A 22,156-nucleotide genomic window follows, 5' to 3' on the forward strand; every position below is an offset into this window, starting at 1 on the left:
CTATCATGCAGATTGTCTGGAAACGTTACCGGAGAACCGTCGAGATTTTTCAGGCGCTTCTCCTCACCGGCCTGCCGTTCCTGCAAATCAACGGACAAAGCGCCTTCCGGTTTGACATACGGGAGCTGAACCTCTATTTCTTCGGCTCGGTCATCAGGATCGGCGACTTCTATCTCATCCTCGTGGCCACGCTCTTCTTGTTGCTCTTCATCTCCGCCGTGACCATCATCTTCGGGCGTGTCTGGTGCGGCTGGCTCTGCCCGCAGACCGTGCTGCTCGACCTCACCGAAAGTCTGGCGGCGATTTTCGGAAAGCAACACCGCAAGACCTTGCAGAAAATCGTGCTGCTGCCGGTCTCTGCGCTGGTATCGATCACCATGATCTGGTACTTCGTTCCCCCGGCGGAAGCCATTCGCGGGCTGTTCACCTCGCCGCTGATCGCCGGATTCTTCATTGTGCTCTGGGTGCTGGTGTAGCTCGAACTGGCCCTCCTCGGGCGCAAATTCTGCACCACGATCTGTCCCTACGCCTTCATGCAGAACACCCTGTTCGACAAGGATACACTGGTGATTCGAGTACGACAAATCGCGCGACGCGACCTGCATGAAGTGCAACGACTGCGTGCGCATCTGTCCGGTCGGCATCGACATCAAGGAAGGACTCAGCACGAGTTGCATCGCCTGCGCGGAGTGCATCGACGCCTGCTGGCTGAAAAGCAGCAAGCGCAACCTGCCACCATTCCCGAACTACAAAGGCAAAATCATCCGCCCGAAAACCTTCTGGCTCGCGGGTACCACTGCAGCCTCGGCGCTGGTGGTGGTGCTGCTCTTCGCCATGCGTCCGCCGGTCGAGTTCACCCTCAGCCGGGTGCAGGAACCACTGCCCGCCGGACTGAACCGCTACGCCTTCACGATCAGCAACAACACCAGCGAGCCGCTCGATCTGAAGATCGAAGCACCCGAAGGCACGACGCTGATCGGCGAACACGCGGTGTCGATCAAGCCCTTCGGCGAAACGAGAAGCAAGGTGCTCATCAAAGCGGAAGGTAAACGCGACACGGTAACGCTGACGCTCAAGGGCGACGGAATTTCAATCAGCAGGGAGGCCGGATTCCTTTGAAACCATTCATCATTGCAATCTACGCGCTGTTTCTGTTCGCCATGATAACCGGCCTCGTGGTGGCGTTCCGCAACTCCGAGGGCCTCGTTGAAACCGATTACTACCGGAAGCAGAACAGCTGGTTCCAAGAGAAAACCGAGGAGCGGCGGCTCGGTCTCGAAGTCATGAAACCGGCGTCGATCCAAAGGGGCGAGAACGAGCTGACCTTCGTGCTCACCGAACACGGCAAACCACTGACCCACGCCAGGGTGCAACTGTTTGTCGGCAACGTCTCCACCAGCGAACTGGATATCACCTGCACCATGCACGAAACCACTTCCGGCACTTACCAGGCCCGAGCCACCGTGCCGTCGAAAGGCAAATGGCTGCTCAGGATCGACATCACCAACAACAAACTCAACACCAGCCAATCATGGTTCTACGACGTCAACTGAGTCGAAGTGCGCTGGTGCTTCTTGCTGCGATGACGCTCGGCGTAACAACCGCGCTGGCCGGACACGCCGCCGACAGCAACGCCATCCACAACGGCCCTTGCACCAAACAGGTCGGCAACCGCCAGGTGACGCTCGCCATCACGCCGAGACCGGTCAGGCACATGCGGGAGCTGACCTTCAGGGTGACCGTGGCCCCGGCGCAAGGAGTTCCTTCTCCCCTTGTGCTCGACATCACCATGCCCGGCATGGTGATGGGTAAAAACCAGGTCATCCTCAAACAACAGCCTGATGGCACCTGGAAAGGCAGAGGCATCATTGTCAAGTGCATAAGCGGCAGCACCCTCTGGCAGGCGATGATCCTCTCGCCGGAACTCGGCAATCCCGCCTTCACCTTCAACGTCCGTGACTGAAGCCAAAGGCCAGGAGACGCTCCGCTGTGACCACTGCTTGCAGGCGATGGCCGCTTCGGCGGCGGTGACGGCGGAGATCAGCGGCGAAACTCGCCATTTCTGCTGCCACGGCTGCCTCGGTGCGTACGAGCTGATCCACAGCGAGTCGCTCGACGCCTTTTACCAGCAACGTTGTGACTGGCAGCCGGGCCGCCCAACCTTCGCCGCCGTCGATGCGCGGGATTTCGAGGGCGACGTCCTCACCGACGGCGCAAAGAGCCGGATTGAGCTGTTGCTCTCCGGCATCCGCTGTGCCTCGTGCGTCTGGCTCGTCGAAAAGGTGCTCGGGCGGCTCGACGGCATCGTGTCGGCGCGGGTCAACTACGCCACGCATTGCGTGACCGTCGAGTGGCGAACTGACGCCATCACGCTCGACAAAATCCTCAAAACCCTCTCCGACGTCGGCTACGTGCCGAGGCCCGTCCGGCACGGCGGCGAGGTCGAGGCCTTCTCCGCCGAAAAGCGCGACCTGCTCCTGCGCTTCGGCACGGCGGGCTTCTTCTCGATGCAGCTCATGCTCATCATCGCCGCGCTCTACGCCGGATTTTTCCAGGGCATCGAATCGACCTACCGCCTCGCCTTCCAGCTCATTTCGTGGGCGCTGGCCACGCCGGTGGTCTTTTACTCCGGCTGGCCCTTCATCTTCAACGCCGTGCGCTCGCTGCGCAACCGGGCGCTGAACATGGACGTGCTCGTGGCACTCGGCTCGCTCGCAGCCTACTTTTACAGCGTGGCGATGATCTTCACCGGCGACGAGGTCTTCTTCGACACCTCGGCGATGATCGTCACCTTCATCCTGCTCGGACGATTCCTCGAAGCCGGTTCGCGCCTCAAGGCGGGCAGCGCACTGGCGGCGCTCGCAAACCTGCAACCCCGCGAAGCGCTGCTGGTCGATGCGGCGGGACAAACCTCGCTCGCGCCGCTCGAACAGATCGGCGAGGGGGCGCTGATCGAGGTGCTGCCCGGCGACCGCGTACCGCTCGACGGCGCGGTGGCAAGCGGCGAGGCAGACGTCGATGAGTCGATGCTCACCGGCGAATCGGCTCCTGTCACGAAAAGCGCCGGAAGCAAGGTCTATGCGGGAACCTGCGCCATCACCGGGCGGCTTCGCGTCCGGGTCTCCGGCAACGCCGGGCAGACCCTCCTGGCGAGCATCATCCGCACGGTCGAGGAAGCGCAGGCTCGCAAAGCGCCGATCCAGGGCGTGGCCGACCGGATCGCCGGATGGTTCGTGCCCGCCATCATCCTGCTCGCGGTGGCCACCTTCGGCTGGTGGCATCTGGCCGGAGCGCCGCCGGTGAAGGCACTCATGAATGCCGTCTCGGTGCTCGTCATCGCCTGCCCGTGTGCGTTGGGCCTCGCCACGCCGCTCGCCATCCTCGTCGGCACCACAGCGGTCAGCCGCAAGGGAATCCTCGTCAAGGGGGGCGACATTTTCGAGTTGGTCTCAAAAACAACCACCGTCGTGCTCGACAAAACCGGCACCATCACGCGCGGCAAACCCGCCGTGACCGACACCTTCGACTACGGCGTGTCCGGCAATTTCACGCAGTGCTGCGCCTCGCTCGAAAGCCTGTCGCGTCACCCGGCGGGAAGGGCCATCGCAGAGAGATGGCAGGGCGAAATACTCCCGATCGAAGCGTTCCGCGCCGTACCGGGCATGGGTGTGTCGGGCGTGATAGGGGGAAAAGCTTGGCTTGCCGGATCACGCGCGTTTCTCGAAAAGGAGGGAGTCGCAATTGACGCCGAGCGCCGCGCCGCCGCCGACCGGCTCGAAGCGTCGGGCAAAACGACCGTCTTCGTCGCCTGCAACCGCAAGCTCGCGGGCCTCTTCGGCCTGATCGACGAGCTGCGCAATGACGCCGGGCGGATGATCGAGGCGCTCCGCTCGCAGGGGTTGCGGTTGATGATTCTCACCGGCGACAATACGGGCGTCGCGCGGTATATTGCCGGGAAGTGCGGCATCACGGAGGTGCGCTCCGGCCTCGATCCCATCGGCAAGGCGGACGCGATCAGGAAGCTGAAGCGAAACGGCGAAACCGTGCTGATGGCGGGCGACGGCATCAACGATGCCCCTGCGCTCACCGAAGCCGATACCGGCGTCACCTTCGGCACGGCCACGGGCATCGCCATCGAAAGCGCCGATGTCACGATCATGAACGACGACCTCGAACTGCTCGGCACGCTCTTCGCCCACTCGCGCAAATGCTTCGCGGTGATCCGCCAGAACCTCGCCTGGGCGTTCGGCTACAACCTCGTCGCCGTGCCGCTCGCCGTCGCCGGGGTGCTGCACCCGATCGTCTCGGCGCTGCTCATGGCGACCAGCTCGCTCGTGGTGGTCAGCAACTCGCTCAGGCTCAGAAAAATTTGATGCACAACGCATGGCAAGCACCTTTTCCCTCATAGCCCTCGGCTTTGTGATTGGCCTCGGCGGCTGGGCGCTCTTCCTCTGGGCCGTCCGAAGCGGCCAGTTCGACGACACCGAAGCCCCCAAATACCGAATGCTCGACGACGACGACGAAGTGCAAAACAGGCCGAAAAAGATGAAGTCCGGGAAGACGAATAAATGAAGAAGGAGATTGCGAGGGTGATGGGATAGGACAGTGATGTTCCTGTCTTCAGAAGGGCTTCAGCCCAATTTCTTTCTACTGTGACAATCGCGATTTCGATTTCGATAAATACAACGGAGGAACAAACATCAAAACCCTGACAGGTGAACTTCTCGCGATGCTTCTGGCCGGGCTCTTCGGAGGGTTCGGGCACTGCATCGGCATGTGCGGGCCGATTGTTGCGGCGCTGTCGCTCGGCCCGGCCCGGCTGGCCGCACCACCTGCTCTACAACCTCGGGCGGGTGACGACCTACACCGTGCTCGGCGCGGCGGTCGGCGCGACCGGCTCGTTCCTCTCGCTCGCCTCCTCCATCGACCTGTTCCAGACGGCCGTCATGGCGCTCTGCGGTCTGTTCATCGTGCTGCTCGGGCTGGCGTCGGCGGGATGGCTCCCCTTCGGCAAAAGCCTGCTCGCCTGCACGCCCGCGATGCCATTCGTGCAAAAAACGATGAACCTCTTCATCAATTCTGGCTCCGCCGGAGCGTGGTACCCCCTCGGACTCGCGCTCGGTTTCCTCCCCTGCGGCCTCACCTTCACCGCGCTGCTCGCCGCCGCGCGAGCCGCCATGAACGCCCCCGACCACTTCGCGGGCATGGTGCAAGGCGTGCTGATGATGCTCCTCTTCGGCCTCGGCACCGCCCCCGCGCTCCTCGTCGTCGGTAAAACAGCTGCCCTCATCGGCGAAAAAACCCGCCAGCGCCTCTACCGCCTCGCCAGCCTCATCATGATCGCGACAGGCTGCTGGTTTATTTACAGCGCGTTTCGGGGGTAGAGCTTTCATCCCAATCCGACCGATTCATCCCCGATTTCTATATCGTTCCCCACCAGCATATACCCCCTTTACAGCTATAACAATCGTTAAAATAAAAATTTACAGCCGCTGGTGAATTTTTTGTGGGCGCACGCGGTTTCTTCATCGTTGTCACAACCAACAACCCTACATCAACCGTTCAACCATCAATAATGGATACCCTGTTTCTTGCGCGTTTGCAATTCGCCCTGACGTCGGTGTTCCACTTCTTCTTCGTTCCCCTCACCCTCGGTCTGTCCATCTTCACGGCGATCATGGAAACCGCGTGGGTCAAGACGGGCAAGGAGAAGTACCGTCAGCTCGCGAAATTCTGGGGACATTTGTTCCTCATCAACTTCGCCATCGGCGTCGTAACCGGCATCGTCATGGAGTTCCAGTTCGGCATGAACTGGTCGCAGTACTCCCGCTTCGTCGGCGACATCTTCGGCGTGCCGCTCGCCATCGAGGCGCTGCTCGCCTTCTTCCTCGAATCGACCTTCCTCGGCATCTGGGTCTTCGGCTGGGACCGCCTGCCGAAGGGACTCCACGCCGCCTCGATCTGGCTCGTGGCCATCGGCTCAAACCTCTCGGCGCTCTGGATTCTGGTCGCCAACTCCTTCATGCAGTCGCCGGTGGGCTTCCACATGGCCGCCGACGGCTCCCGGGCCGAGATGACCAGCTTCTCCGCGCTGCTCTTCAACCCCTACGTCTGGCTGCAATTCCCGCACGTCATCACCGCCGGCATCGCCACGGGTGGGTTCCTCGTCATCGCGGTCAGCGTGTGGCACCTCATGAAAAAAACCGCCGACGAGGAGCAGTTCAGAACCTCGCTCAGGTTCGGCGCGATCTACGCCTTCATCGGCTCGCTGCTGGTGACGCTTGCCGGTCACACGCAGATGCAGGAGATGGTGCACAACCAGCCGATGAAAGTTGCCGCCGCCGAAGCGCTCTGGCACAGCGAAAATCCGGCCAGCTTCTCGCTCTTCACCGTCGGTGACGAAGAAAAAATGGAGGATGTATTCTCGATCCGCATCCCCGGAATGCTCTCGTTCCTGGCCTACAACAACTTCTCGGGCGAGGTGAAGGGACTCAGCGAACTCCAGCAGGAGGCGGTCGCCAAGTACGGCCCCGGCAACTACATTCCGTCGGTCATCACCGCCTACTGGAGCTTCCGCTTCATGGTCGGCGCGGGCACGCTGATGCTCCTGGCCGCCGCCATCGCGCTCTTCAAGGTGATCCGCGAGGACTACAATTTCGGCAAGCTCACCGGCGCACTCCTGCTCTCTGCGTTCATCCTGCCCTTCATCGCCAACTCGGCGGGCTGGATTCTAACCGAGATGGGACGCCAGCCGTGGATCGTCGTCGGGCTGCTCAAGACCGAACAGGCGGTTACGCCCGCCTCGGTGGTCAGCAGCGCTGAACTGCTGACGTCGGTCGTGGTGTTCACCCTCATCTACAGCGTGCTGACGCTCGTCGATGTGTTTCTCTTGAAAAAATATGCAACGGCTGGCCTTCACGGCGCCGAATAAACCGAAAAGGAGACAACAATGGATTTGCAGACATTGCAGATAATCTGGTTCGTCCTGGTCGCCGTGCTGTTTACCGGATACTTCATTCTCGAAGGATTCGATTTCGGCGTCGGCATTTTGCTGCCCTTCATGGGCAAGGACGACCTCGAACGCCGCGCGGTAATCAACACCATCGGCCCGTTCTGGGACGGCAACGAAGTGTGGCTCATCACGGCTGGCGGCGCAATTTTCGCGGCGTTCCCGCACTGGTACGCCACGCTCTTCAGCGGCTTCTACCTGGCGCTGTTGCTCATGCTGGTGGCGCTGATCTTTCGCGGCCTGGCGTTCGAGTACCGCAGCAAGCGCGACAGCGCGGCGTGGCGCGCATTCTGGGACTGGAGCATTTTCTTCGGCAGCGCGATTCCCGCCCTGCTCTGGGGCGTGGCGATGGCCAACTTCATCCGCGGCGTGCCGATCGACGCCTCGATGAACTACACCGGTGGCTTCTTCAACCTGCTCAACCCCTACGCGCTGGCCTGTGGCTTGGCGTCGCTGATGATCTTCACGCTGCACGGCGCGGTGTTCCTGACGCTCAAGACCACCGACGAGCTGCACGAACGCGCCATGGGACTGGCCAAAAAGCTCTGGATTCCAGCCACCGTACTTTCTTTAGTTTTTGGGGTTTACACCTTTTTCGAGACCGACATTTCCAGCAAGCTCGGCGTCAACCCCGGCGCGATTCCGATCTTCAGCGTGCTCGCGCTGCTCTCGGTGATCGTGCTGCTCAACAAGGGCGCATCCGGCTGGGCGTTCGTCATGACCGCCATTTCGATTGCCTTCTCGACCATCACCATTTTCATGGGCCTCTTCCCGCGAGTGCTGGTATCAAGCACCAATCCCGACTGGAGCCTGACGATCTACAACGCCTCGTCGTCGCAGTACACGCTTGGCATCATGACCATGGTCGCGGCGATCTTCGTGCCGATCGTGCTTCTCTACCAGGGCTGGAGCTACTGGGTCTTCCGCCAGCGCGTCTCGAAGGACTCGAAAATGGAGTATTGAGCTGGCAGCTCTGATTTGACAACGAATCCAGCAAGGGCGGGCCTGAGTGTCCGCCCTCTTTCTTCCTTTCTCCAGTCGAAATCGATTCTTCCTTTCAATCCGGATAAACAGCCCTCCTCCCTGTTGCAAGGCGGGAGGGAATTCTTTACCATTATTAGCGGGTTGATTGCACAAAAATCCGCCACATAACCGATTATCATTATCCTTCCGAGGCCTTACCGTTTGTACGATGAACATTGACCGAAACCTCATGTGGCTGCTTGCTGAACAGAAGCGGCCTTTCATATTCTCGGGCATTTCAGGCGCAGCTGGGGCGCTCATGCTTGTCGCGCAGGCGTGGGTTCTGAGCGGGATTATCGATACGGTGTTCCGGCAAGCTCCGGCGTGGCAGGTGATTGCGCCGCTGGTGGGGCTGTTCGCACTCTTCAGCACCCTGCGCGTGCTGTTCGGCTGGGCGGGGCATCACGAGGCCAAAAAGGGCACGCTCGTCATCCGGAAAACGCTGACCGAACGCCTCTCCGGCACGGTGGCGGCGCTCGGGCCATCCTACACACGCTCAGGGCAGAGCGGGCGCATCGTCACTACGCTGCTCAAAGGCGTCGAGTCGGTCGATGCGTGGTTCAGCCAGTACATTCCGCAACTCTTTTTGTCGCTCATCATTCCGGTGGTGATCCTCGTGGCGGTTTTCCCTGCCGACTGGCTCTCCGGGCTGATTCTTGTGCTGACCGCACCGCTGATTCCGGTCTTTATGATTTTGATCGGCAAACGGGCCAGCGCGGCGACTGAAAAGCAATGGAACACCATGAGCCGCATGAGCGGCCACTTCCTCGACATGTTGCAGGGTCTCTCGACGCTCAAGCTCTTCGCGCAGGCCAAAACGCGGCGCGACGGCATCGAAGAGGCGAGCGAAAACTTCCGCCACTCAACGATGCAAGTGCTCAAGATCGCGTTCCTCTCGTCGCTGACCCTCGAACTGGTCGGCACGCTCGGCACGGCGGTGGTGGCGGTGAGCATTGGCGTGCGGATGCTCGGCGGCCACCTCTCCTTCCGCCCCGGCTTTTTCGCGCTGCTGCTCGTGCCCGATTTTTATCTGACGCTCCGCCTGCTCGGCACGAAGTTTCACGCAGGCATGGAGGGCGTGACCGCCTCGAAGGAGATGTACGAAATTCTCGACCGCGCAAAGGAGATTCCCGAAGCGGGTTTTCGCGAGTTGACCGCCGGAGAACTTTCGTCGAATTCGATTGTGATCGACAACCTGAGCTACAAATTTCCCGGCAGCGACAAACCGGCGCTCGACGCCGTGAGCCTCGCCATCGAGCCGGGCACCGTGACCGCGCTCACCGGGCCGAGCGGCGCGGGCAAGAGCACGCTGCTGAATCTCTTGCTGCGCTTCATCGAACCTTCCGATGGGACAATTTCGCTCGGAAGCCGCAAGACGCGGGAGTTCAGCCTCGACTCGTGGTATCGGCAGATCGCCTGGGTGCCGCAGCATCCCTTCCTCTTCAACGCCACCATCCGCGAAAATCTGCTGATGGCTCGTCGCGACGCCAAGCCGGAGGAGATCGACAAGGCGCTAAAGCAAGCTGGACTTCTCGATATGGTGCACTCACTACCCGACGGACTGGAGACCGTAATCGGCGAAGAGGGCGCGCGGCTCAGCGGCGGCGAGGCGCAACGGCTGTCGCTGGCCCGCGCTTTCCTGAAGGACGCGCCGCTCCTCTTGCTCGACGAACCGACCTCGCACACCGACCCGATTCTCGAAGCGCAGCTCCGCAAGGCGATGGAAACACTGATGCAGGGACGCACGGTGGTAATGATCGCCCACCGGCTCGAAAGCATCCGCAACGCCGACCGCATCGTGGTGCTCGACCGTGGCCGCCTTGTGCAGAGCGGCACGCACGACGAGCTGATGGCGGACGAGGGATTCTACCGGCAAGCGATCTTCTCGTCGATGGAGGATGTCGCCGCATGAAAACCTTTCTCAGACTGACTGGCCTCACCCGCCCCTTCGCCTGGTGGATGCTGCTCGCCGCGCTGATCGGCTTCGCCACCATCGGCAGCAGCATCGGTTTGCTGATGGCCTCGGCGTGGCTTATCACCACCGCAGCCCTGATGCCCGCGCTCTCGGCGCTCCAGATCGGCATCACCAGCGTGCGCTTTTTCGGCATCTCGCGCGGCGTCATCCGGTACACCGAACGGCTCATTTCGCACAACACCACCTTCAGGATTCTCACCCGCCTGCGCGTCTGGTTCTACGACGCCGTCGAGCCACTCGCCCCGGCGCGGCTCGCAGCCTACAAGAGCGCCGATCTCTTGAAGCGGATCGTGGACGATATCCAGAGCCTCGAAAACATCTACGCCCGTGTGCTCGCGCCGCCGGTGACCGCCGCGCTGGTGACGCTGCTGATGTGGTTCGTCGTGGGCCACTGGTCAACCGCCGCCGCCGAAGGAGTGCTCGCCAGCCAGCTCGCGGCAGGCATCGCTGTGCCGCTCCTGACCGCTCGACTTGCCGCCGGAACGGCACGCGGCATCACCGCGCTTCAGGGCGAACAGCAGATGCTCGCGGTCGATCTGGTGCAGGGCATGAGCGAACTGCGCGTCTTCGGCATGGTGGGTGACTACACCGAAAAGCTGCACGAGGCCGAAGTAAAAAGCTCGCCTTGCAGAAACGCGCCGCCTTCATCGAAGGGCTGCATGAATCGCTCACCGGTCTTGCGATGAACGGCGCGGTGATCTGGATTCTCTACTCGATGCTGCCGATGGTGCGAACCGGCGCGACGAGTGCCATCACGCTCGCCTCGGTGGTGTTCGGCGTCATGGCCTCGTTCGAGGCGTTCCTGCCGCTCACCGGCTCGGTGCAGAACATCGAGGCCGACGTCCGCGCAGGCGAACGCCTCTTCGAGATCATCGACGCCAAGCCGGAAGTGGTTCCGCCAGCAAAACCGGAACCCTTCCCGAAATCGACAGGCATCGAGGTCAAAGACCTCGCCTTCACCTATCCCGGTAGCAATCGCCCGGCGCTCGATGGCGTGTCATTCAGCGTGCCTCAAGGTAAACGGATAGCGATTGTCGGCCCAAGCGGCGCGGGCAAATCGACCATAACCTCGCTCATGGTGCGCTTCTGGAACCCGGCGCAGGGCGACATTTCGATTGGCGGCCAAAGCATCGACAAACTCGACCCCGAAGAGCTGCGCCGCAACATAGCCGTGGTCTCGCAAAGAACGTACATCTTCGGCCAAACCATCCGGAAAAACCTGCTCCTCGCCGCGCCAAACGCCACGGACGAACAGCTCCGCCTCGCCCTCACAATGGCGGGACTCGACAGCCTGCAAAGCCGCCTCGACGACTGGGCTGGCCAGCACGGGATGAACCTCAGCGGCGGCGAGCAGCAGCGCCTCGCCATCGCGCGGATGATCTTGCAGGACGCTCCAATTATCGTGCTCGACGAAGCCACCGCCAACCTCGACGCCGTTACCGAGCAGGCGCTGCTCGATACGCTCGACACCACCAGCCAAGGCAAAACCGTGCTCGCCATCACTCACCGCCTGCACCGCATGGAGCGCTACGACGAAATTGTGGTGCTGTACGAAGGCAAGGTAATCGAGCGCGGAAATCACGAAGCGTTGCTGAAGAGTGGGGGCTTTTACGCCGGAATGTGGAAGTTGCAACATCAGCAGGAGGGGTAAAAACGAACTGAGTGGACGTTGTCCACTCAGTCCACCAAATCCATTACTGCGGCGTACGCATAACCCGCGAAATATCGAAGCCTTTGGCCTTGGCCTCATCGAGAAGCTTTGCGTAGAGCGCGTCGTCTATTTGCGGGGTTCTCGCTAAAATCCAGAAGTAGTCGCGGCTGGAGGCTGTCACCATTGCCCAGGAGTAGTTTTCTCGGTCGAGAGCGAAGACGTTGTACGGGCCGTAGAAGGGGCCGAAAAATGAAACCTTCAGCGCTCCGACGTTCGGGTCTCCGGCGAATTTGGCTTTGCCTTCGGCGGTTTTCCACTTCTTTTTGTCGGGATAGTAGCCCTTGTTGAGCACCTGCACCATGCCACCCTTGCGCAGGGTGTAGCTGGCAGAGACATGATCGGAGCCACGCTCGAAGCGGTTGTCGATTCTTGCGATTTCGTACCAGGTGCCGAGGTAGCGGTCGAGCTTGAAGTTATCGACCGCCACAATCCCCTCCGGCGCACTCGCGCAACCGGCAAACGTAGCCATCCACAACAGCAAAGGCAAAAAGAGTTTTTTCATCGGTGGTCTCCCGTTTGGTTCAAAAAAACAACAAAATCTCCGCTTCAGAGTTCCGGATGTCCTTCCCCTACCGGTCTTTGCGCGGCTCGTTCCGGCAAACCTCGCCGGGGTATTCGAGTTCTACGGTGGAATGATAGATACCGTAGCGGGTCACAAGGGCGCTGACCTCCTCCTTGATGCGGGCGTATTCGGCGGGATCGAGAGTACAATCAATTTCGAGGTGAGCGGTGAAAACAGTACGCTGACCGTCGAGCGACCAGAGGTGGGCATGGTGCACTCCCCTGACGTGCTCTGTCTGACGGATTTTACCGACCACCTTGTCGATGCTGAGCTCATGCGGCACAGCTTGCAGGAAGACCGGTACCATCGCGCGGAGGTTTCTGACAACTCCGGTGAGAATGTAGAGCGTAATGACGATGGCAAGGAGCGGATCGAGCATGGGGACATTGACAAACAGCAGCACCACGGAGACCAGCAGCACAGAGAGCCAGCCAAGCACGTCTTCGAGCAGGTGCAGCGCAATCACGCGGGCGTTCATCCCCTTCTGCCCCTTGAGGCGCAGCATGGCGAGCGCGTTTACAGCAACGCCGACGAGGGCGAAAGCGACCATCCCTTTGGCATTCGGATGCTCTGGATGGAGCAGGCGCGGCACCGCCTCGACGAGCACCACGAACGAGCTGACCAGCAGCAGCAAAGCGCTCACAAGCGCCCCGAAGATCGAGAAGCGCTGGTAGCCGTAGGAGTAGCGCTTGTCGCCCGTGCGGCCCGAGAGTTTCTCGAAATACCAAGCCTGCCCGAGGGCGATGGAGTCGCCGAAGTCATGCACGGCGTTGGCGAGAATGGCCGTGCTGTTGGTCATGACGCCGCCGATGGCTTCAAGGATCGTGAAGCCGAAGTTCATGAAAAATGCGGTCTGGATGCTCCCGACCGCGTGGTGGTGATGCCCGGCGTGGTCGTGGTCGTGAGCATGGTCGTGGCTGTGCTGGTAGTCGCTCATCGGCGCTCCTGACTGAAAACGTTACGGCATGACACGAAAAATCAGTCGAACACAACGGTCTTGCGCCCATTGAGCAAAATGCGGTGGTCGCAGTGCAGGCGCAAAGCGCGCGCCAGCACGAGCCGTTCGAGGTCGCGTCCCTTGCGAACAAGGTCGTCTAGGGTGTCGCGGTGCGAGATACGGATGATATCCTGCTCGATGATCGGCCCTTCGTCGAGCTCGTCGGTGACGTAGTGGCTGGTCGCGCCGATCAGCTTCACGCCGCGCTCGTAGGCCTGCCGGTAGGGATTGCCGCCCACGAAGGCAGGCAAAAACGAGTGGTGGATGTTGATGATGCGCCCCGCCCAGCGCTTGGTGAACTCCGGCGAGAGCACCTGCATGTACCGCGCCAGCACGATGGTATCAATGCCTTGCTCGTCGCACAACGCCATCTGCTGCTGCTCGGCTGCGGCCTTGGTTTCGGGCGTCACCGGAATGACGCGGAATGGAATGCCGTGTGTTTCGGCGAGCGGCGCAAGGTCGGCGTGGTTCGAGACGATCAGCGGAATGTCGATGTCAAACTCACCAAGGCTGTGCCGCCAGAGAATTTCGCGCAGGCAGTGATCGTACTTCGAGACGAAAACCGCCATCCGGTTCCGCTTTCCGGACAGCTGAATCTGCCAGTTTGCCCTGAATTCACGCGCCAGCGGAGCGAAAGCCGATTCGAGGTCATCGACGGGAATCGAAAAATGATCAAGGCTCCATGAAACGCGCAGAAAAAACTGACGTTCATCCACATCGACATGCTCGTTGAGATCGAGAATGTTTCCACCTCGCTCGTAGATGAAATTGGCAATCCTCGCCACAAGCCCCACGCGGTCGGGGCAGGAGAGCAGAAGTATGGCTTTAGATGGTTCGGCAGCGGAGGTCATGGGCGCGAAACTGAACTTGGCGTTAACGATGAAACTACGGCAAGATAATGAAGTTATCCGCCTATTGGTTTCACCAGGGCAATGCAATCATGAAAATGGGCGTCTGAACGCAAACGAGCGGACTGATCTGCCCGCCCCGCTGACCTGCCGCCCTGCCAGAAAAGAATAATTCCCCAAAACAGCACTTGACCCTGGCACCTTTGTTTGCGATGGGTTACAAATTTTGGTTCTTCGCAGAATATCGTGGGTAAGGGCTTCTGCTGTTCCGTCATGATTCGATAGCCCTGTTGAGTTTGCCGCAGTAAAACAAAATCCGGTTGCGATAACTCTCGAAACGGTGGAACCCTCTTGCTGAGGCCTTGATGATCTGCATCTTGCTGTTCAAGCCTTCGGAAACCGCGTTGGTAATGGCGTGCTTGAACCAGGTCAGCACCTTGTCGAAATGCCGCAGGAGCTGCTCTTTGACTTTGATCAACGGGCTCAAACCAACCGCATCGACCCGTTTTGACCAGTACTCGAAAAAGAAGCTTCCGGCATCGGCGCAGCCAAGCTGCCAAAAAACCCGGAACCTGTTTTTTAACGCCCACGCCTGTCCCCGGTTTTGAACTCACCGTTCATCAGGGTGTTCAACTCGAGCTGTTGCCGGGTGTGCAGCTTCTCCGGATTGCGCAGCCAAACGTATTTCGAGCCGACCAGCCGCTTGTCTCCAGTTTTGCGGAGTTCGCCAGACTCCTTGCGGCGCACCGCATCGACGGCGTCATTGAGAGACTGGCTGATATGAAAGCGATCATGCACCAGATCGGCGTTTGGCAAGAGTTGGTTCACCGCGTTGGCAAAGGGTTGCCACAGATCGACCGAGACCGCCTTGGCTTGTTCCCGCTGCTGTTGGCTCAGCGTTTCAAGCAGCGCTTTGGTTGCTTCGGTCGTGCGGTGTTCGACAACTTCAAGCACTCGACCTTGATCCAGATCGTTCAGCGTTGTCACATAATGCTGGCCAGCCTTGAAGCTTTTTTCATCGATTCCCAGATACGCAATGCCATCAGCTTGCCGACGACTCAGGCCTCGCTCAACGGCTCGCTGCATGATGTGATTGACGGCGTGCCAGTTCAGACGCAACATGCTGGCCGCCGCCTTGATGTTCGCGCAGTGCAAGAGCAGCTCGATCGCAAAGCTTTCGAACTGCAGCGTGAAACGGCAATGCCTTACCGCCCACGGTGCCTGAACGGTTTTGAGCCCATCTTCCATGATGCACCGCATACCGGACACGCGACCTGCTTGCCGGTACAGACCAGTCTGATCTCGACCCGCTTGCCGCTCATCGACACATGAATGCTCTCGACCTTCCAGTTTGAGGAAGGAGCTAAAAGTTGGTGGTAATGGCTCGTCAAGCTCTGGGAGTATCAAGGTGTGGTTGGGTAACGCTCAAAATTACTCTATGTTACCTCATACACACCCTTCTTCCCACGATATTCTGCGAAGAGCCCAAATCTTTGAGGTACTCCCCAGTTATAGGACAGCTATCGAGAGAAAATAAGTTTGTTCATGCGGCTTTCGGAATCAGTCGTTTATTGGCAGAATAGACTTTTGCCGGAACCTGACCATCAAGCGCTTTGTGGCGACGAACCGTGTTGTAGTCGTTGAACCAATGCTTCAGGCCTTTGTAGAGTTCGAGACCATCGGCTGGTGGGTTCAGGTAAATGTACTCATACTTGACGCTCCGCCATAACCGTTCGATGAAGACGTTGTCAATTGCTCGGCCTTTGCCATCCATGGAGAGTGCAGACTTGGACTCTGTGATGACGGCTTCGGCAAAGACCTCGCTGGTGAACTGGCTGCCCTGATCGGTGTTGAGAATCTTGGGTGCCCCGTGCAACCGCACGGCTTCAAGCAAGACCTCGGCACACCATTTGGCATCCATGGTATTCGACACCGACCAGTTCAGCACATAGCGGCTTTTCAGGTCGATGATGGCCATCAGGTACATGAATCCATGGGCCATCGGCACATAGGTGATATCAGTTGCCCAAACATGGTCGCTGTGCTTGATCGCAAGTCCCCGGAGCAGATACGGATAGACCTTATGGCCCGGCGCCGGTTTCGAGGTGTTCGGCTTGGGGCCGATGGCTTCCAGACCCATAAGGCGATAGAGCCGCCGTACCCGTTTGAGGTTGATCTTGTAGCCTTTGTCCATACTCAGCCATTGCCACATACGGTAAACGCCGTAGTATGGCCTCAGCAGGTACTGCTCATCAATCAGCCGCATGAGCTCACGATTCAGCTTCGAGGTCTTTATCGGCTGATAATACAGGCCTGATCGGTGGATCGAAAGCAGGTCGCACTGGCGTTGCATGCTGATACCGCTATGTTCTTTCTCAACCATGGAGCGTCGTTCCGAGAGCGATTTTACGACTGCAATTTTTTTTTGAGCCAGTCGACCTCAACCTTCAATTGGCCGATGGTTTTGTAGAGTTCTTCGCTCTCCTGCTGATAATCCTGCTCGGTTTTCCTAGCCTTTTCACCTTTCGAAAAGACATCGGAGGTCTTGTCGAGGAACTCCCGTTTCCATTGAGTGATCTGGTTCGGATGAAGCTCATGCTTCTGGGCGAGTTCTGCCATGGGAAGCCGTTCACTGAGGGCTTCCAGGACGACCTTTGTTTTGAATTCAGGCGTAAACTTGCGGCGTGTTTGTTTCATAGTGACTGCTGGGTTTTTGTTGATCCAATTTAACCAGCCGTCCTATTTTTGGGGAGTATCTCACTTTGTTAGCTTGGAACAGCAATAGAAGTTGTTATCACGGATACATACATAACGTGCGAATGGAAAATTGGTTAAAAGAAAATGGATGCAAATAAAATGCAATCACAAAAAAAGCCGGGAAACCCCCGGCTTTTTTTCATCTCTAAACAAACCCTCTTCCCTCACTCCGTCGGCATAAAATACTTTTTCATCCTTCCGTAAATCTCGCGCTTTTCGATCAAACCGGCGATCATGCCGAGCACTGACGCGGCTCCCGAAGCAAAGAATATCGGACGGGCGGAGATGTTGTTGGTGTAGTAGATCGCCGGGATGCCGTGCTCTTTGGCGAAGCTGTCGAGCGAGGTGGTGCCGATCACCAGGTCGGGCTTGTGCTCCAGCACGGCCTGCATGTCCTCTTCGAGATATTTCCGGTAGCGCACCTCGGTGCCGAGCATCGTCAGCAGGCGGTGATCCTCCTCACCGAGCGGGGTGCGGGCGATGGAGGTCGAGGCGTAGGGCACGTCGAGGCCCGCTTCGAGCAACAGGCGCACCAGCGGTAGCTCGTTGCCCTCGTAACCCGCGACAATCACCGAGCCGTGCATCCTTTCAGCGAAACCCGCCATCACCCCTTTGGCCTTCTGCCGCTCCTCCTCGGCCACCTGCTTCACCGTCGCCAGATCGAGGTCAAGCGCCTCGCCGACGCGCTCGATCCACTGGCCGGTGGCGTTTGCGCCGATGGGGTTGCCGCCCACGATCTTCACCCCAGCCGACTCGAAAAGCGCCGCCGTCCGCTCGTAGAACGGATGCTGCACCGCGCAGGCCGACGCGCGGCCCGCCTGCACGTAGTCGTCGAGGTCAGCGCCGGGCAGCGTGATGACCGACTCGACGCCGATCTTCTGTAAAACACCGCCAATCATCATCGCATCGACCGGAAAAATCTCGCCAAGCACCACGAGCGTCTTGCCCTTTTTCGGCTCGCTGAACGCGCCGAACCGCTTCACCAGCGACGACACGGCCACATCCTTCGCCTCCGGGTGCGTCTGGATCTGGAACGCCGGAAGCCGCACCAGCAGCACCTCGGCGTTACCGACCCGCTTCGGCAGCAGCTCCTCGGCGATGCCCGCCGTCTCCGCGACGCAGGTGCTCACCACCGGAATGAAGCGGACCGCCGGGTCTTCAGCAATCTTTTCGATGGTGCGGCGCACGTCGTCGATCATCGTGCCGCCGGAAATCTGCACATTCATCAGCTCCGGCGACACAATCGACCGCCGGGCCGCGTAAAAGTGCGATACGAAGGTGAGCCCGTACAGGCAACCCTGATCGGCAGCCATGCAGACCTGCGCGCCGTCGATGCGCATCAGCACGCGCAGCCCGCCGAACGCGGGGCACATCGATTGCGGATGCAGTTTGTTACAAGCCTTGTTCTCCATACAACACGACATTTTTTGGTGCTTGCTGAATATAGCTGTGACTTGGCAGACCTTTCGGCATCGACTTCATGCTGTCGATGGCCGCGCTCCGCGTCTCGAAATCGCCGATTACGAGACGGTAATAGCGGCTTCCCCCGGAAGTAACCGGCCAGAACCTGAGCTGGTGACCAAGTTCCGAAAGATGCCTCCACTCCTGCCGGGCGCTCTTTTTTGAAGAGAAGGTCGCGACAATCACCGTGTACCTCCCTTTCCGAAGGATAACTGAGTCTGCCGCCGATCCGTTTTGCAGAGTTGCCGCAACAGCAGCTTTTTCCGGTGCTTCGGACGAAAGCGGAGCGTTCGCCACCACAGAGGCAGAAGCGCTCGTCATGGCGGAGCTACCGGCGGATGACAACGCAAATCCGCCCGGCGCGAACTGCCGATAGATGAACCAGCCGCAAACCAGAACCACAACTGCTGCAACGAGCAAGGCAACCTTTTTCATGCCGCCCGATTCGACCGGAACCGGCTGAATCTCCTTTTCCTGCTTCTGCTCTGGAATAACGATCGCCTTCAAGTCGCCATAACCGATGTTGAGCAGCGCTTCGAGCGTGGCTTCGGGTTGGAAACGGAACACGCCTGACTCCAGCGTGAACGAACCGAAGCCGCGCAGTTCAAGCCGTCCCGGATCCTCTTTCGCCGCCTCGAAAGTCTCGCCAAGCGCTTTGGCAAACCGCCGCGCCTCGCTCGCATCCATACCGAGCCTGCCGGTCGCAATGCGTTCGGCGTCGCCTGTCCACTCTTTCCGCGCTTCGAAAGCCACGCGGTTCCTCGGTGGTTGGTAGCGTGTCCCCGAAGCAGTCGCCTGCCTCCTCGCCTGCTCGTGCACAACCGAAAAGAGCCCCAGTCCCTCGATGGTGAGGCACTTGCGGTCGAGCAGCTCCGCCGTCATGCCGCTCGCAAAGCGATCGAGACGGCGCTGCGCCTCGTCGGGCGCAATGCCGAGAAGCCGTTCGAGAATACCGGATGCAGTGTCAGCGGCCATTGCGTTTCCCCCGAAATGCAGAGTTGACCAAGCTCAAACTTCCAGCTCGAATATAACATATCGGAATCAAAGGCGCTTGTTCACGCGGCACGAGAAGTGAGTCGGGAAAACCGTATTTTGCCGAAAAACCGTGACCGTATGATCGAAACTGCGCAAAGCGTCGGCGAGCTGACCCGCGCCATCAAGAACGAGCTGGAGAGCCTTTTCCCCTATGTGCGGGTGAAGGGTGAGCTGTCGAACGTCAAACTGCACAGCTCGGGGCATGTCTACCTGACGCTCAAGGACAACGAAGCGCAGATTCCGGCGGTGATCTGGAAGAGCGTGCGCGCCCGCTCGCCGCTGGAGCTGCGCGACGGCCTCGAAGTGATCGCCGAGGGGCGGCTTGAGGTCTATCCGCCCGCCGGACGCTACCAGCTCATCTGCACGGCGCTCTTTGAGACCGGCGAAGGCGAGCAGCGCCTTGCGCTCGAACGGCTCATCGCCAAGCTCGCCAGGGCGGGCTGGTTCGACGCCGATCGCAAGAAGCCGATCCCGCGCATCCCTCGCCGCATCGGGATGATCACCTCGCCCACCGGCGCGGTGATTCGCGACATGAGTGACGTCTTCGCGCGGCGCTTTCCAGCGGCGGAGCTGCTGCTCTACCCGGTGCAGGTGCAGGGCGAGCGAGCCGTCGAATCGATCGTGCGCGCGCTCGACTACTTCAACGCGCCGCCGAATCCGGCGCACCAGGCCGACGTGCTGATCGTGGCGCGAGGCGGCGGCTCGTCCGAAGACCTCCAAGCCTTCAACGACGAAGCCGTGGTCGAAGCGATCCATCGCTCGAAAATTCCGGTCATCAGCGCCGTCGGCCACGAAACCGACCTCTCGGTAGCCGACATGGTGGCCGACCTCCGCGCAGGCACCCCCTCCATCGCCGCCGAACGCGCCGTGCCCGACCGCGAAGAGCTGCTGAGACTGATCGACGGCCTGAAGCAGCGGCAATCGATGCTGATGGAGGGCAAAATTTCGGGAGCCAAACTCCAGGTTGACTCCATTGTGAGCAGCTACGCCTTCAACCGCCCGGTGCAACTGCTCGGTCAGTTCGTGGAGCGCTTGGCGCAGACCGAAAAAGCGCTGAAACGAGCCATCACCGAAAAGCTCCGCGACCGCGAACAGCACTTAACCACCGCCACCGACAGGCTGGCAATGCTCGACATCCACCGAACCCTCAAACGAGGCTTCGCGCTGGTAACGCAAGACGACCGCTACATCACCTCAGCCGCAGGGCTGGAAGCAAGCGCGGAGATCGCGCTCACGTTCCACGACGGACGCCGGGAGGCTAACGTGATGGATGATACCTCTCCCTGAACAGCCTCTGCACCTCTTCAAGCTCTTCCTCGGTATTCACGCCGGGCGTGTCCGTCGTCGTTTCGATGCAGCGGATTCGGTAGCCGTTTTCGAGGAGACGGAGTTGTTCGAGGGATTCGGTGCGTTCGAGCATCGAGGGCGGGAGCGCGACGAACGCTTTGAGCACGTCGGCGCGGAAGGCGTAGAGGCCGATGTGGCGGTAGTAGCGCATGTCGGGCAGGGTTTCGCGGCGGTAGGGAATCGGACAGCGCGAGAAGTAGAGCGCGTGACCGCGAGTGTCGAGCACCGCCTTGACCACGTGCGGGTCGTCGATGATGTGCCGTTCGTCCGGCTTCAGCGGATAGACCAGCGTGGTGCAGTCGGGCAGCGTGCCCTCCTCGAAAAATGGCGCAATGGCGAGGTCGATGGTCGCCGGGTCGATCAGCGGTTCGTCGCCCTGGAGGTTGACGAAGACGTCGCCGCCCACCTGCTCGGCGGCCTCGGCGATACGGTCGGTGCCGCAGGTGAGGTCGGGCGAGGTCATCACCACCTCGGCCCCGGCTGCGCGAAGTACCGCGAAGATACGCTCGCTGTCGGTCGCCACCACCACTTTTGCTGCCAAGCGCGACTTCATCGCCTGCTGCCAGGTTCGCACGATCAGCGGCTTTCCTTCGAGATCAGCCAGCATCTTCTCTTTAAGACGACTTGACGAGAGACGAGCGGGAATAACGATGACAACGTTCATGATTTTTTCGGTGATTCGAGAATGATGGTAACCGGGCCGTCGTTGACGAGCGACACCTGCATGTCTGCGCCAAAAACGCCGGTCTCGACCGGGCATCCAGCCTCGCGGCGGATCGATTCGACGAAGCTGGCAAACAGCTCCCTGGCGACCTCCGGCGGTGCGGATTCGGAGAAGCCGGGCCGGTTGCCACGACTGGCATCGGCGTAGAGCGTGAATTGCGAGACGACGAGCAATGCGCCGCCAATATCCCGGAGCGAGCGGTTCATGCGGCCCTCGTCGTCCTCGAAAATGCGCAGGCTTGGAATCTTGCGGCTCATCCAGGCGAAGTCGTCCGGCGTGTCGCTTCGGGAGATACCTGCAAGCACCAGCAGCCCCACGCCAATGGAGCTGTACTCCGCGCCACCGATTGAGACGCTCGCCTTGCGTACCCGCTGGACAACCGTTCTCATGCGCCACACTCCGTTTCATCGCCAAGCACGGAAGAGAGAGCTTCGCGCACATCGGCGGGCGTGACGCCCTCAACCTTCAGCACTTTGCTGCGGGAGCTTGCGCCGTTCATCACCGACACGCTGGAGCGCGGCACGCCGAGCGCTTTGGCGAGCAGCTCGCAGCACTCTTTGTTGGCCGCGTTCTCTACCGGGGCCGATTTGAGGCAGATTTTGATCTGCTCGCCGTACATGCCCGCAATCCCGCTTTTCGAGGAGCGGGGCTGCACACGCACGAAGAGGCAGACGGCATCGCCCTTCTGGCTGATTGGCGACATGGCG

22 protein-coding genes and 2 pseudogenes are annotated in these 22,156 nt (G+C 60.1%); 12 read left to right on the plus strand and 12 right to left on the minus strand.

Annotation, left to right across the window (positions count from 1 at the left end):
- The first annotated feature begins 5 nt into the window (after positions 1 to 5).
- The 11 genes and pseudogenes from NY406_RS08400 to cydC all read left to right on the plus strand — a co-directional run bounded on the left by NY406_RS08400 (position 6) and on the right by cydC (position 11,658).
- On the plus strand, positions 6 to 476 hold the full coding sequence (locus NY406_RS08400) for a 4Fe-4S binding protein (protein WP_260533639.1): 471 nt from the start codon (positions 6 to 8) through the stop codon (positions 474 to 476).
- A gap of 127 nt (positions 477 to 603) precedes the next feature.
- Positions 604 to 1,119 carry a 4Fe-4S dicluster domain-containing protein gene (locus tag NY406_RS08405; protein WP_260533640.1) on the plus strand — a complete coding sequence of 172 codons (516 nt, stop codon included), beginning with the start codon at positions 604 to 606 and terminating at the stop codon, positions 1,117 to 1,119.
- Positions 1,116 to 1,553 carry a FixH family protein gene (locus NY406_RS08410; RefSeq protein WP_260533641.1) on the plus strand — a complete coding sequence of 146 codons (438 nt, stop codon included), beginning with the start codon at positions 1,116 to 1,118 and terminating at the stop codon, positions 1,551 to 1,553. The genes NY406_RS08405 and NY406_RS08410 overlap by 4 nt, the downstream gene beginning before the upstream one ends.
- On the plus strand, positions 1,532 to 1,963 hold the full coding sequence (locus NY406_RS08415) for a hypothetical protein (RefSeq protein WP_260533642.1): 432 nt from the start codon (positions 1,532 to 1,534) through the stop codon (positions 1,961 to 1,963). The genes NY406_RS08410 and NY406_RS08415 overlap by 22 nt, the downstream gene beginning before the upstream one ends.
- A complete protein-coding gene (locus NY406_RS08420; protein WP_317618644.1) occupies positions 1,956 to 4,373 on the plus strand; it encodes a heavy metal translocating P-type ATPase in 2,418 nt (805 codons plus the stop codon). Before NY406_RS08415 ends, NY406_RS08420 begins: the two co-directional genes overlap by 8 nt.
- Positions 4,374 to 4,383: 10 nt before the next feature.
- A complete protein-coding gene (gene ccoS / locus NY406_RS08425; RefSeq protein WP_260533643.1) occupies positions 4,384 to 4,572 on the plus strand; it encodes a cbb3-type cytochrome oxidase assembly protein CcoS in 189 nt (62 codons plus the stop codon).
- 143 nt (positions 4,573 to 4,715) lie between these two features.
- Complete coding sequence (locus NY406_RS08430) at positions 4,716 to 5,384, plus strand: sulfite exporter TauE/SafE family protein (RefSeq protein WP_260533644.1); 669 nt, start codon at positions 4,716 to 4,718, stop codon at positions 5,382 to 5,384.
- 191 nt (positions 5,385 to 5,575) lie between these two features.
- Positions 5,576 to 6,931 carry a cytochrome ubiquinol oxidase subunit I gene (locus tag NY406_RS08435; protein WP_260533645.1) on the plus strand — a complete coding sequence of 452 codons (1,356 nt, stop codon included), beginning with the start codon at positions 5,576 to 5,578 and terminating at the stop codon, positions 6,929 to 6,931.
- Positions 6,932 to 6,949: 18 nt separating this feature from the next.
- Positions 6,950 to 7,972 (plus strand): cytochrome d ubiquinol oxidase subunit II, encoded by a 1,023-nt coding sequence (gene cydB, locus NY406_RS08440; protein ID WP_260533646.1) that lies wholly within the window; start codon positions 6,950 to 6,952, stop codon positions 7,970 to 7,972.
- Between the two features lie 229 nt (positions 7,973 to 8,201).
- Positions 8,202 to 9,944 carry a thiol reductant ABC exporter subunit CydD gene (gene cydD / locus NY406_RS08445; RefSeq protein ID WP_260533647.1) on the plus strand — a complete coding sequence of 581 codons (1,743 nt, stop codon included), beginning with the start codon at positions 8,202 to 8,204 and terminating at the stop codon, positions 9,942 to 9,944.
- A pseudogene (cydC, locus tag NY406_RS08450) lies at positions 9,941 to 11,658 on the plus strand (thiol reductant ABC exporter subunit CydC). Before cydD ends, cydC begins: the two are co-directional and overlap by 4 nt.
- A 43-nt stretch (positions 11,659 to 11,701) precedes the next feature.
- Here cydC and NY406_RS08455 read toward each other — a convergent pair.
- The 9 genes and pseudogenes from NY406_RS08455 to NY406_RS08495 all read right to left on the minus strand — a co-directional run bounded on the left by NY406_RS08455 (position 11,702) and on the right by NY406_RS08495 (position 19,318).
- Entirely contained in the window at positions 11,702 to 12,220 is a 519-nt protein-coding gene (locus NY406_RS08455) for a lipocalin family protein (protein ID WP_260533648.1), read from the minus strand.
- Between the two features lie 67 nt (positions 12,221 to 12,287).
- Positions 12,288 to 13,217 (minus strand): cation diffusion facilitator family transporter, encoded by a 930-nt coding sequence (locus NY406_RS08460; RefSeq protein WP_260533649.1) that lies wholly within the window; start codon positions 13,215 to 13,217, stop codon positions 12,288 to 12,290.
- Between the two features lie 41 nt (positions 13,218 to 13,258).
- Positions 13,259 to 14,128, minus strand: coding sequence for a formyltetrahydrofolate deformylase (gene purU / locus NY406_RS08465; protein ID WP_260533650.1), 870 nt, complete (start codon positions 14,126 to 14,128; stop codon positions 13,259 to 13,261).
- A 268-nt stretch (positions 14,129 to 14,396) separates the two neighbouring features.
- Positions 14,397 to 14,660: pseudogene (locus NY406_RS08470) on the minus strand (transposase); the annotation flags it as partial.
- A 44-nt stretch (positions 14,661 to 14,704) separates the two neighbouring features.
- Positions 14,705 to 15,373: an ISL3 family transposase gene (locus tag NY406_RS08475; protein WP_260533651.1), complete on the minus strand. Its 669-nt coding sequence runs from the start codon at positions 15,371 to 15,373 to the stop codon at positions 14,705 to 14,707.
- Between the two features lie 295 nt (positions 15,374 to 15,668).
- Complete coding sequence (locus NY406_RS08480) at positions 15,669 to 16,508, minus strand: IS3 family transposase (RefSeq protein WP_260533150.1); 840 nt, start codon at positions 16,506 to 16,508, stop codon at positions 15,669 to 15,671.
- A 23-nt stretch (positions 16,509 to 16,531) separates the two neighbouring features.
- Positions 16,532 to 16,822 carry a transposase gene (locus NY406_RS08485; RefSeq protein ID WP_260533154.1) on the minus strand — a complete coding sequence of 97 codons (291 nt, stop codon included), beginning with the start codon at positions 16,820 to 16,822 and terminating at the stop codon, positions 16,532 to 16,534.
- A gap of 224 nt (positions 16,823 to 17,046) precedes the next feature.
- Positions 17,047 to 18,294 (minus strand): chlorophyllide a reductase subunit Y, encoded by a 1,248-nt coding sequence (gene bchY, locus NY406_RS08490; protein WP_260533652.1) that lies wholly within the window; start codon positions 18,292 to 18,294, stop codon positions 17,047 to 17,049.
- Positions 18,275 to 19,318, minus strand: coding sequence for an SPOR domain-containing protein (locus tag NY406_RS08495; RefSeq protein WP_260533653.1), 1,044 nt, complete (start codon positions 19,316 to 19,318; stop codon positions 18,275 to 18,277). The genes bchY and NY406_RS08495 overlap by 20 nt, the downstream gene beginning before the upstream one ends.
- A 138-nt stretch (positions 19,319 to 19,456) precedes the next feature.
- Here NY406_RS08495 and xseA point away from each other — a divergent pair, with 138 nt between their 5' ends.
- The gene (xseA, locus tag NY406_RS08500; protein ID WP_260533654.1) at positions 19,457 to 20,665 is read left to right on the plus strand and encodes an exodeoxyribonuclease VII large subunit; all 1,209 of its coding nucleotides are present in this window, start codon (positions 19,457 to 19,459) and stop codon (positions 20,663 to 20,665) included.
- On the opposite strand, the gene kdsB is transcribed toward xseA, so the two are convergent.
- Genes kdsB through NY406_RS08515 form a run of 3 tightly spaced genes read right to left on the minus strand, consistent with a single transcriptional unit; the run spans position 20,637 to position 22,152 of the window.
- Entirely contained in the window at positions 20,637 to 21,389 is a 753-nt protein-coding gene (gene kdsB, locus NY406_RS08505) for a 3-deoxy-manno-octulosonate cytidylyltransferase (RefSeq protein WP_260533655.1), read from the minus strand. The two genes, xseA and kdsB, sit on opposite strands and share 29 nt — an antisense overlap.
- Positions 21,386 to 21,838 carry a D-aminoacyl-tRNA deacylase gene (gene dtd / locus NY406_RS08510; protein ID WP_260533656.1) on the minus strand — a complete coding sequence of 151 codons (453 nt, stop codon included), beginning with the start codon at positions 21,836 to 21,838 and terminating at the stop codon, positions 21,386 to 21,388. Before dtd ends, kdsB begins: the two co-directional genes overlap by 4 nt.
- Complete coding sequence (locus NY406_RS08515; RefSeq protein ID WP_260533657.1) at positions 21,835 to 22,152, minus strand: DUF167 domain-containing protein; 318 nt, start codon at positions 22,150 to 22,152, stop codon at positions 21,835 to 21,837. Before NY406_RS08515 ends, dtd begins: the two co-directional genes overlap by 4 nt.
- Positions 22,153 to 22,156 lie beyond the last annotated feature (4 nt).

It is taken from the genome of Chlorobaculum sp. MV4-Y, from assembly GCF_025244685.1.
In the GTDB taxonomy this organism is placed as follows: domain Bacteria; phylum Bacteroidota; class Chlorobiia; order Chlorobiales; family Chlorobiaceae; genus Chlorobaculum.

Excerpts from the sequence above, each read along its gene's own strand:
- NY406_RS08455 (WP_260533648.1), bottom strand. The coding sequence starts at position 12,220 with ATGAAAAAACTCTTTTTGCCTTTGCTGTTGTGGATGGCTACGTTTGCC.
- NY406_RS08495 (WP_260533653.1), bottom strand. The coding sequence starts at position 19,318 with ATGGCCGCTGACACTGCATCCGGTATTCTCGAACGGCTTCTCGGCATT.
- NY406_RS08405 (WP_260533640.1), top strand. The coding sequence starts at position 604 with ATGAAGTGCAACGACTGCGTGCGCATCTGTCCGGTCGGCATCGACATC.
- NY406_RS08415 (WP_260533642.1), top strand. The coding sequence starts at position 1,532 with ATGGTTCTACGACGTCAACTGAGTCGAAGTGCGCTGGTGCTTCTTGCT.
- ccoS (WP_260533643.1), top strand. The coding sequence starts at position 4,384 with ATGGCAAGCACCTTTTCCCTCATAGCCCTCGGCTTTGTGATTGGCCTC.
- NY406_RS08400 (WP_260533639.1), top strand. The coding sequence starts at position 6 with ATGCAGATTGTCTGGAAACGTTACCGGAGAACCGTCGAGATTTTTCAG.
- xseA (WP_260533654.1), top strand. The coding sequence starts at position 19,457 with ATGATCGAAACTGCGCAAAGCGTCGGCGAGCTGACCCGCGCCATCAAG.
- purU (WP_260533650.1), bottom strand. The coding sequence starts at position 14,128 with ATGACCTCCGCTGCCGAACCATCTAAAGCCATACTTCTGCTCTCCTGC.
- bchY (WP_260533652.1), bottom strand. The coding sequence starts at position 18,294 with ATGGAGAACAAGGCTTGTAACAAACTGCATCCGCAATCGATGTGCCCC.
- kdsB (WP_260533655.1), bottom strand. The coding sequence starts at position 21,389 with ATGAACGTTGTCATCGTTATTCCCGCTCGTCTCTCGTCAAGTCGTCTT.
- cydB (WP_260533646.1), top strand. The coding sequence starts at position 6,950 with ATGGATTTGCAGACATTGCAGATAATCTGGTTCGTCCTGGTCGCCGTG.
- NY406_RS08435 (WP_260533645.1), top strand. The coding sequence starts at position 5,576 with ATGGATACCCTGTTTCTTGCGCGTTTGCAATTCGCCCTGACGTCGGTG.
- NY406_RS08460 (WP_260533649.1), bottom strand. The coding sequence starts at position 13,217 with ATGAGCGACTACCAGCACAGCCACGACCATGCTCACGACCACGACCAC.
- cydD (WP_260533647.1), top strand. The coding sequence starts at position 8,202 with ATGAACATTGACCGAAACCTCATGTGGCTGCTTGCTGAACAGAAGCGG.
- NY406_RS08485 (WP_260533154.1), bottom strand. The coding sequence starts at position 16,822 with ATGAAACAAACACGCCGCAAGTTTACGCCTGAATTCAAAACAAAGGTC.
- NY406_RS08515 (WP_260533657.1), bottom strand. The coding sequence starts at position 22,152 with ATGTCGCCAATCAGCCAGAAGGGCGATGCCGTCTGCCTCTTCGTGCGT.
- NY406_RS08480 (WP_260533150.1), bottom strand. The coding sequence starts at position 16,508 with ATGGTTGAGAAAGAACATAGCGGTATCAGCATGCAACGCCAGTGCGAC.
- NY406_RS08475 (WP_260533651.1), bottom strand. The coding sequence starts at position 15,373 with ATGGAAGATGGGCTCAAAACCGTTCAGGCACCGTGGGCGGTAAGGCAT.
- dtd (WP_260533656.1), bottom strand. The coding sequence starts at position 21,838 with ATGAGAACGGTTGTCCAGCGGGTACGCAAGGCGAGCGTCTCAATCGGT.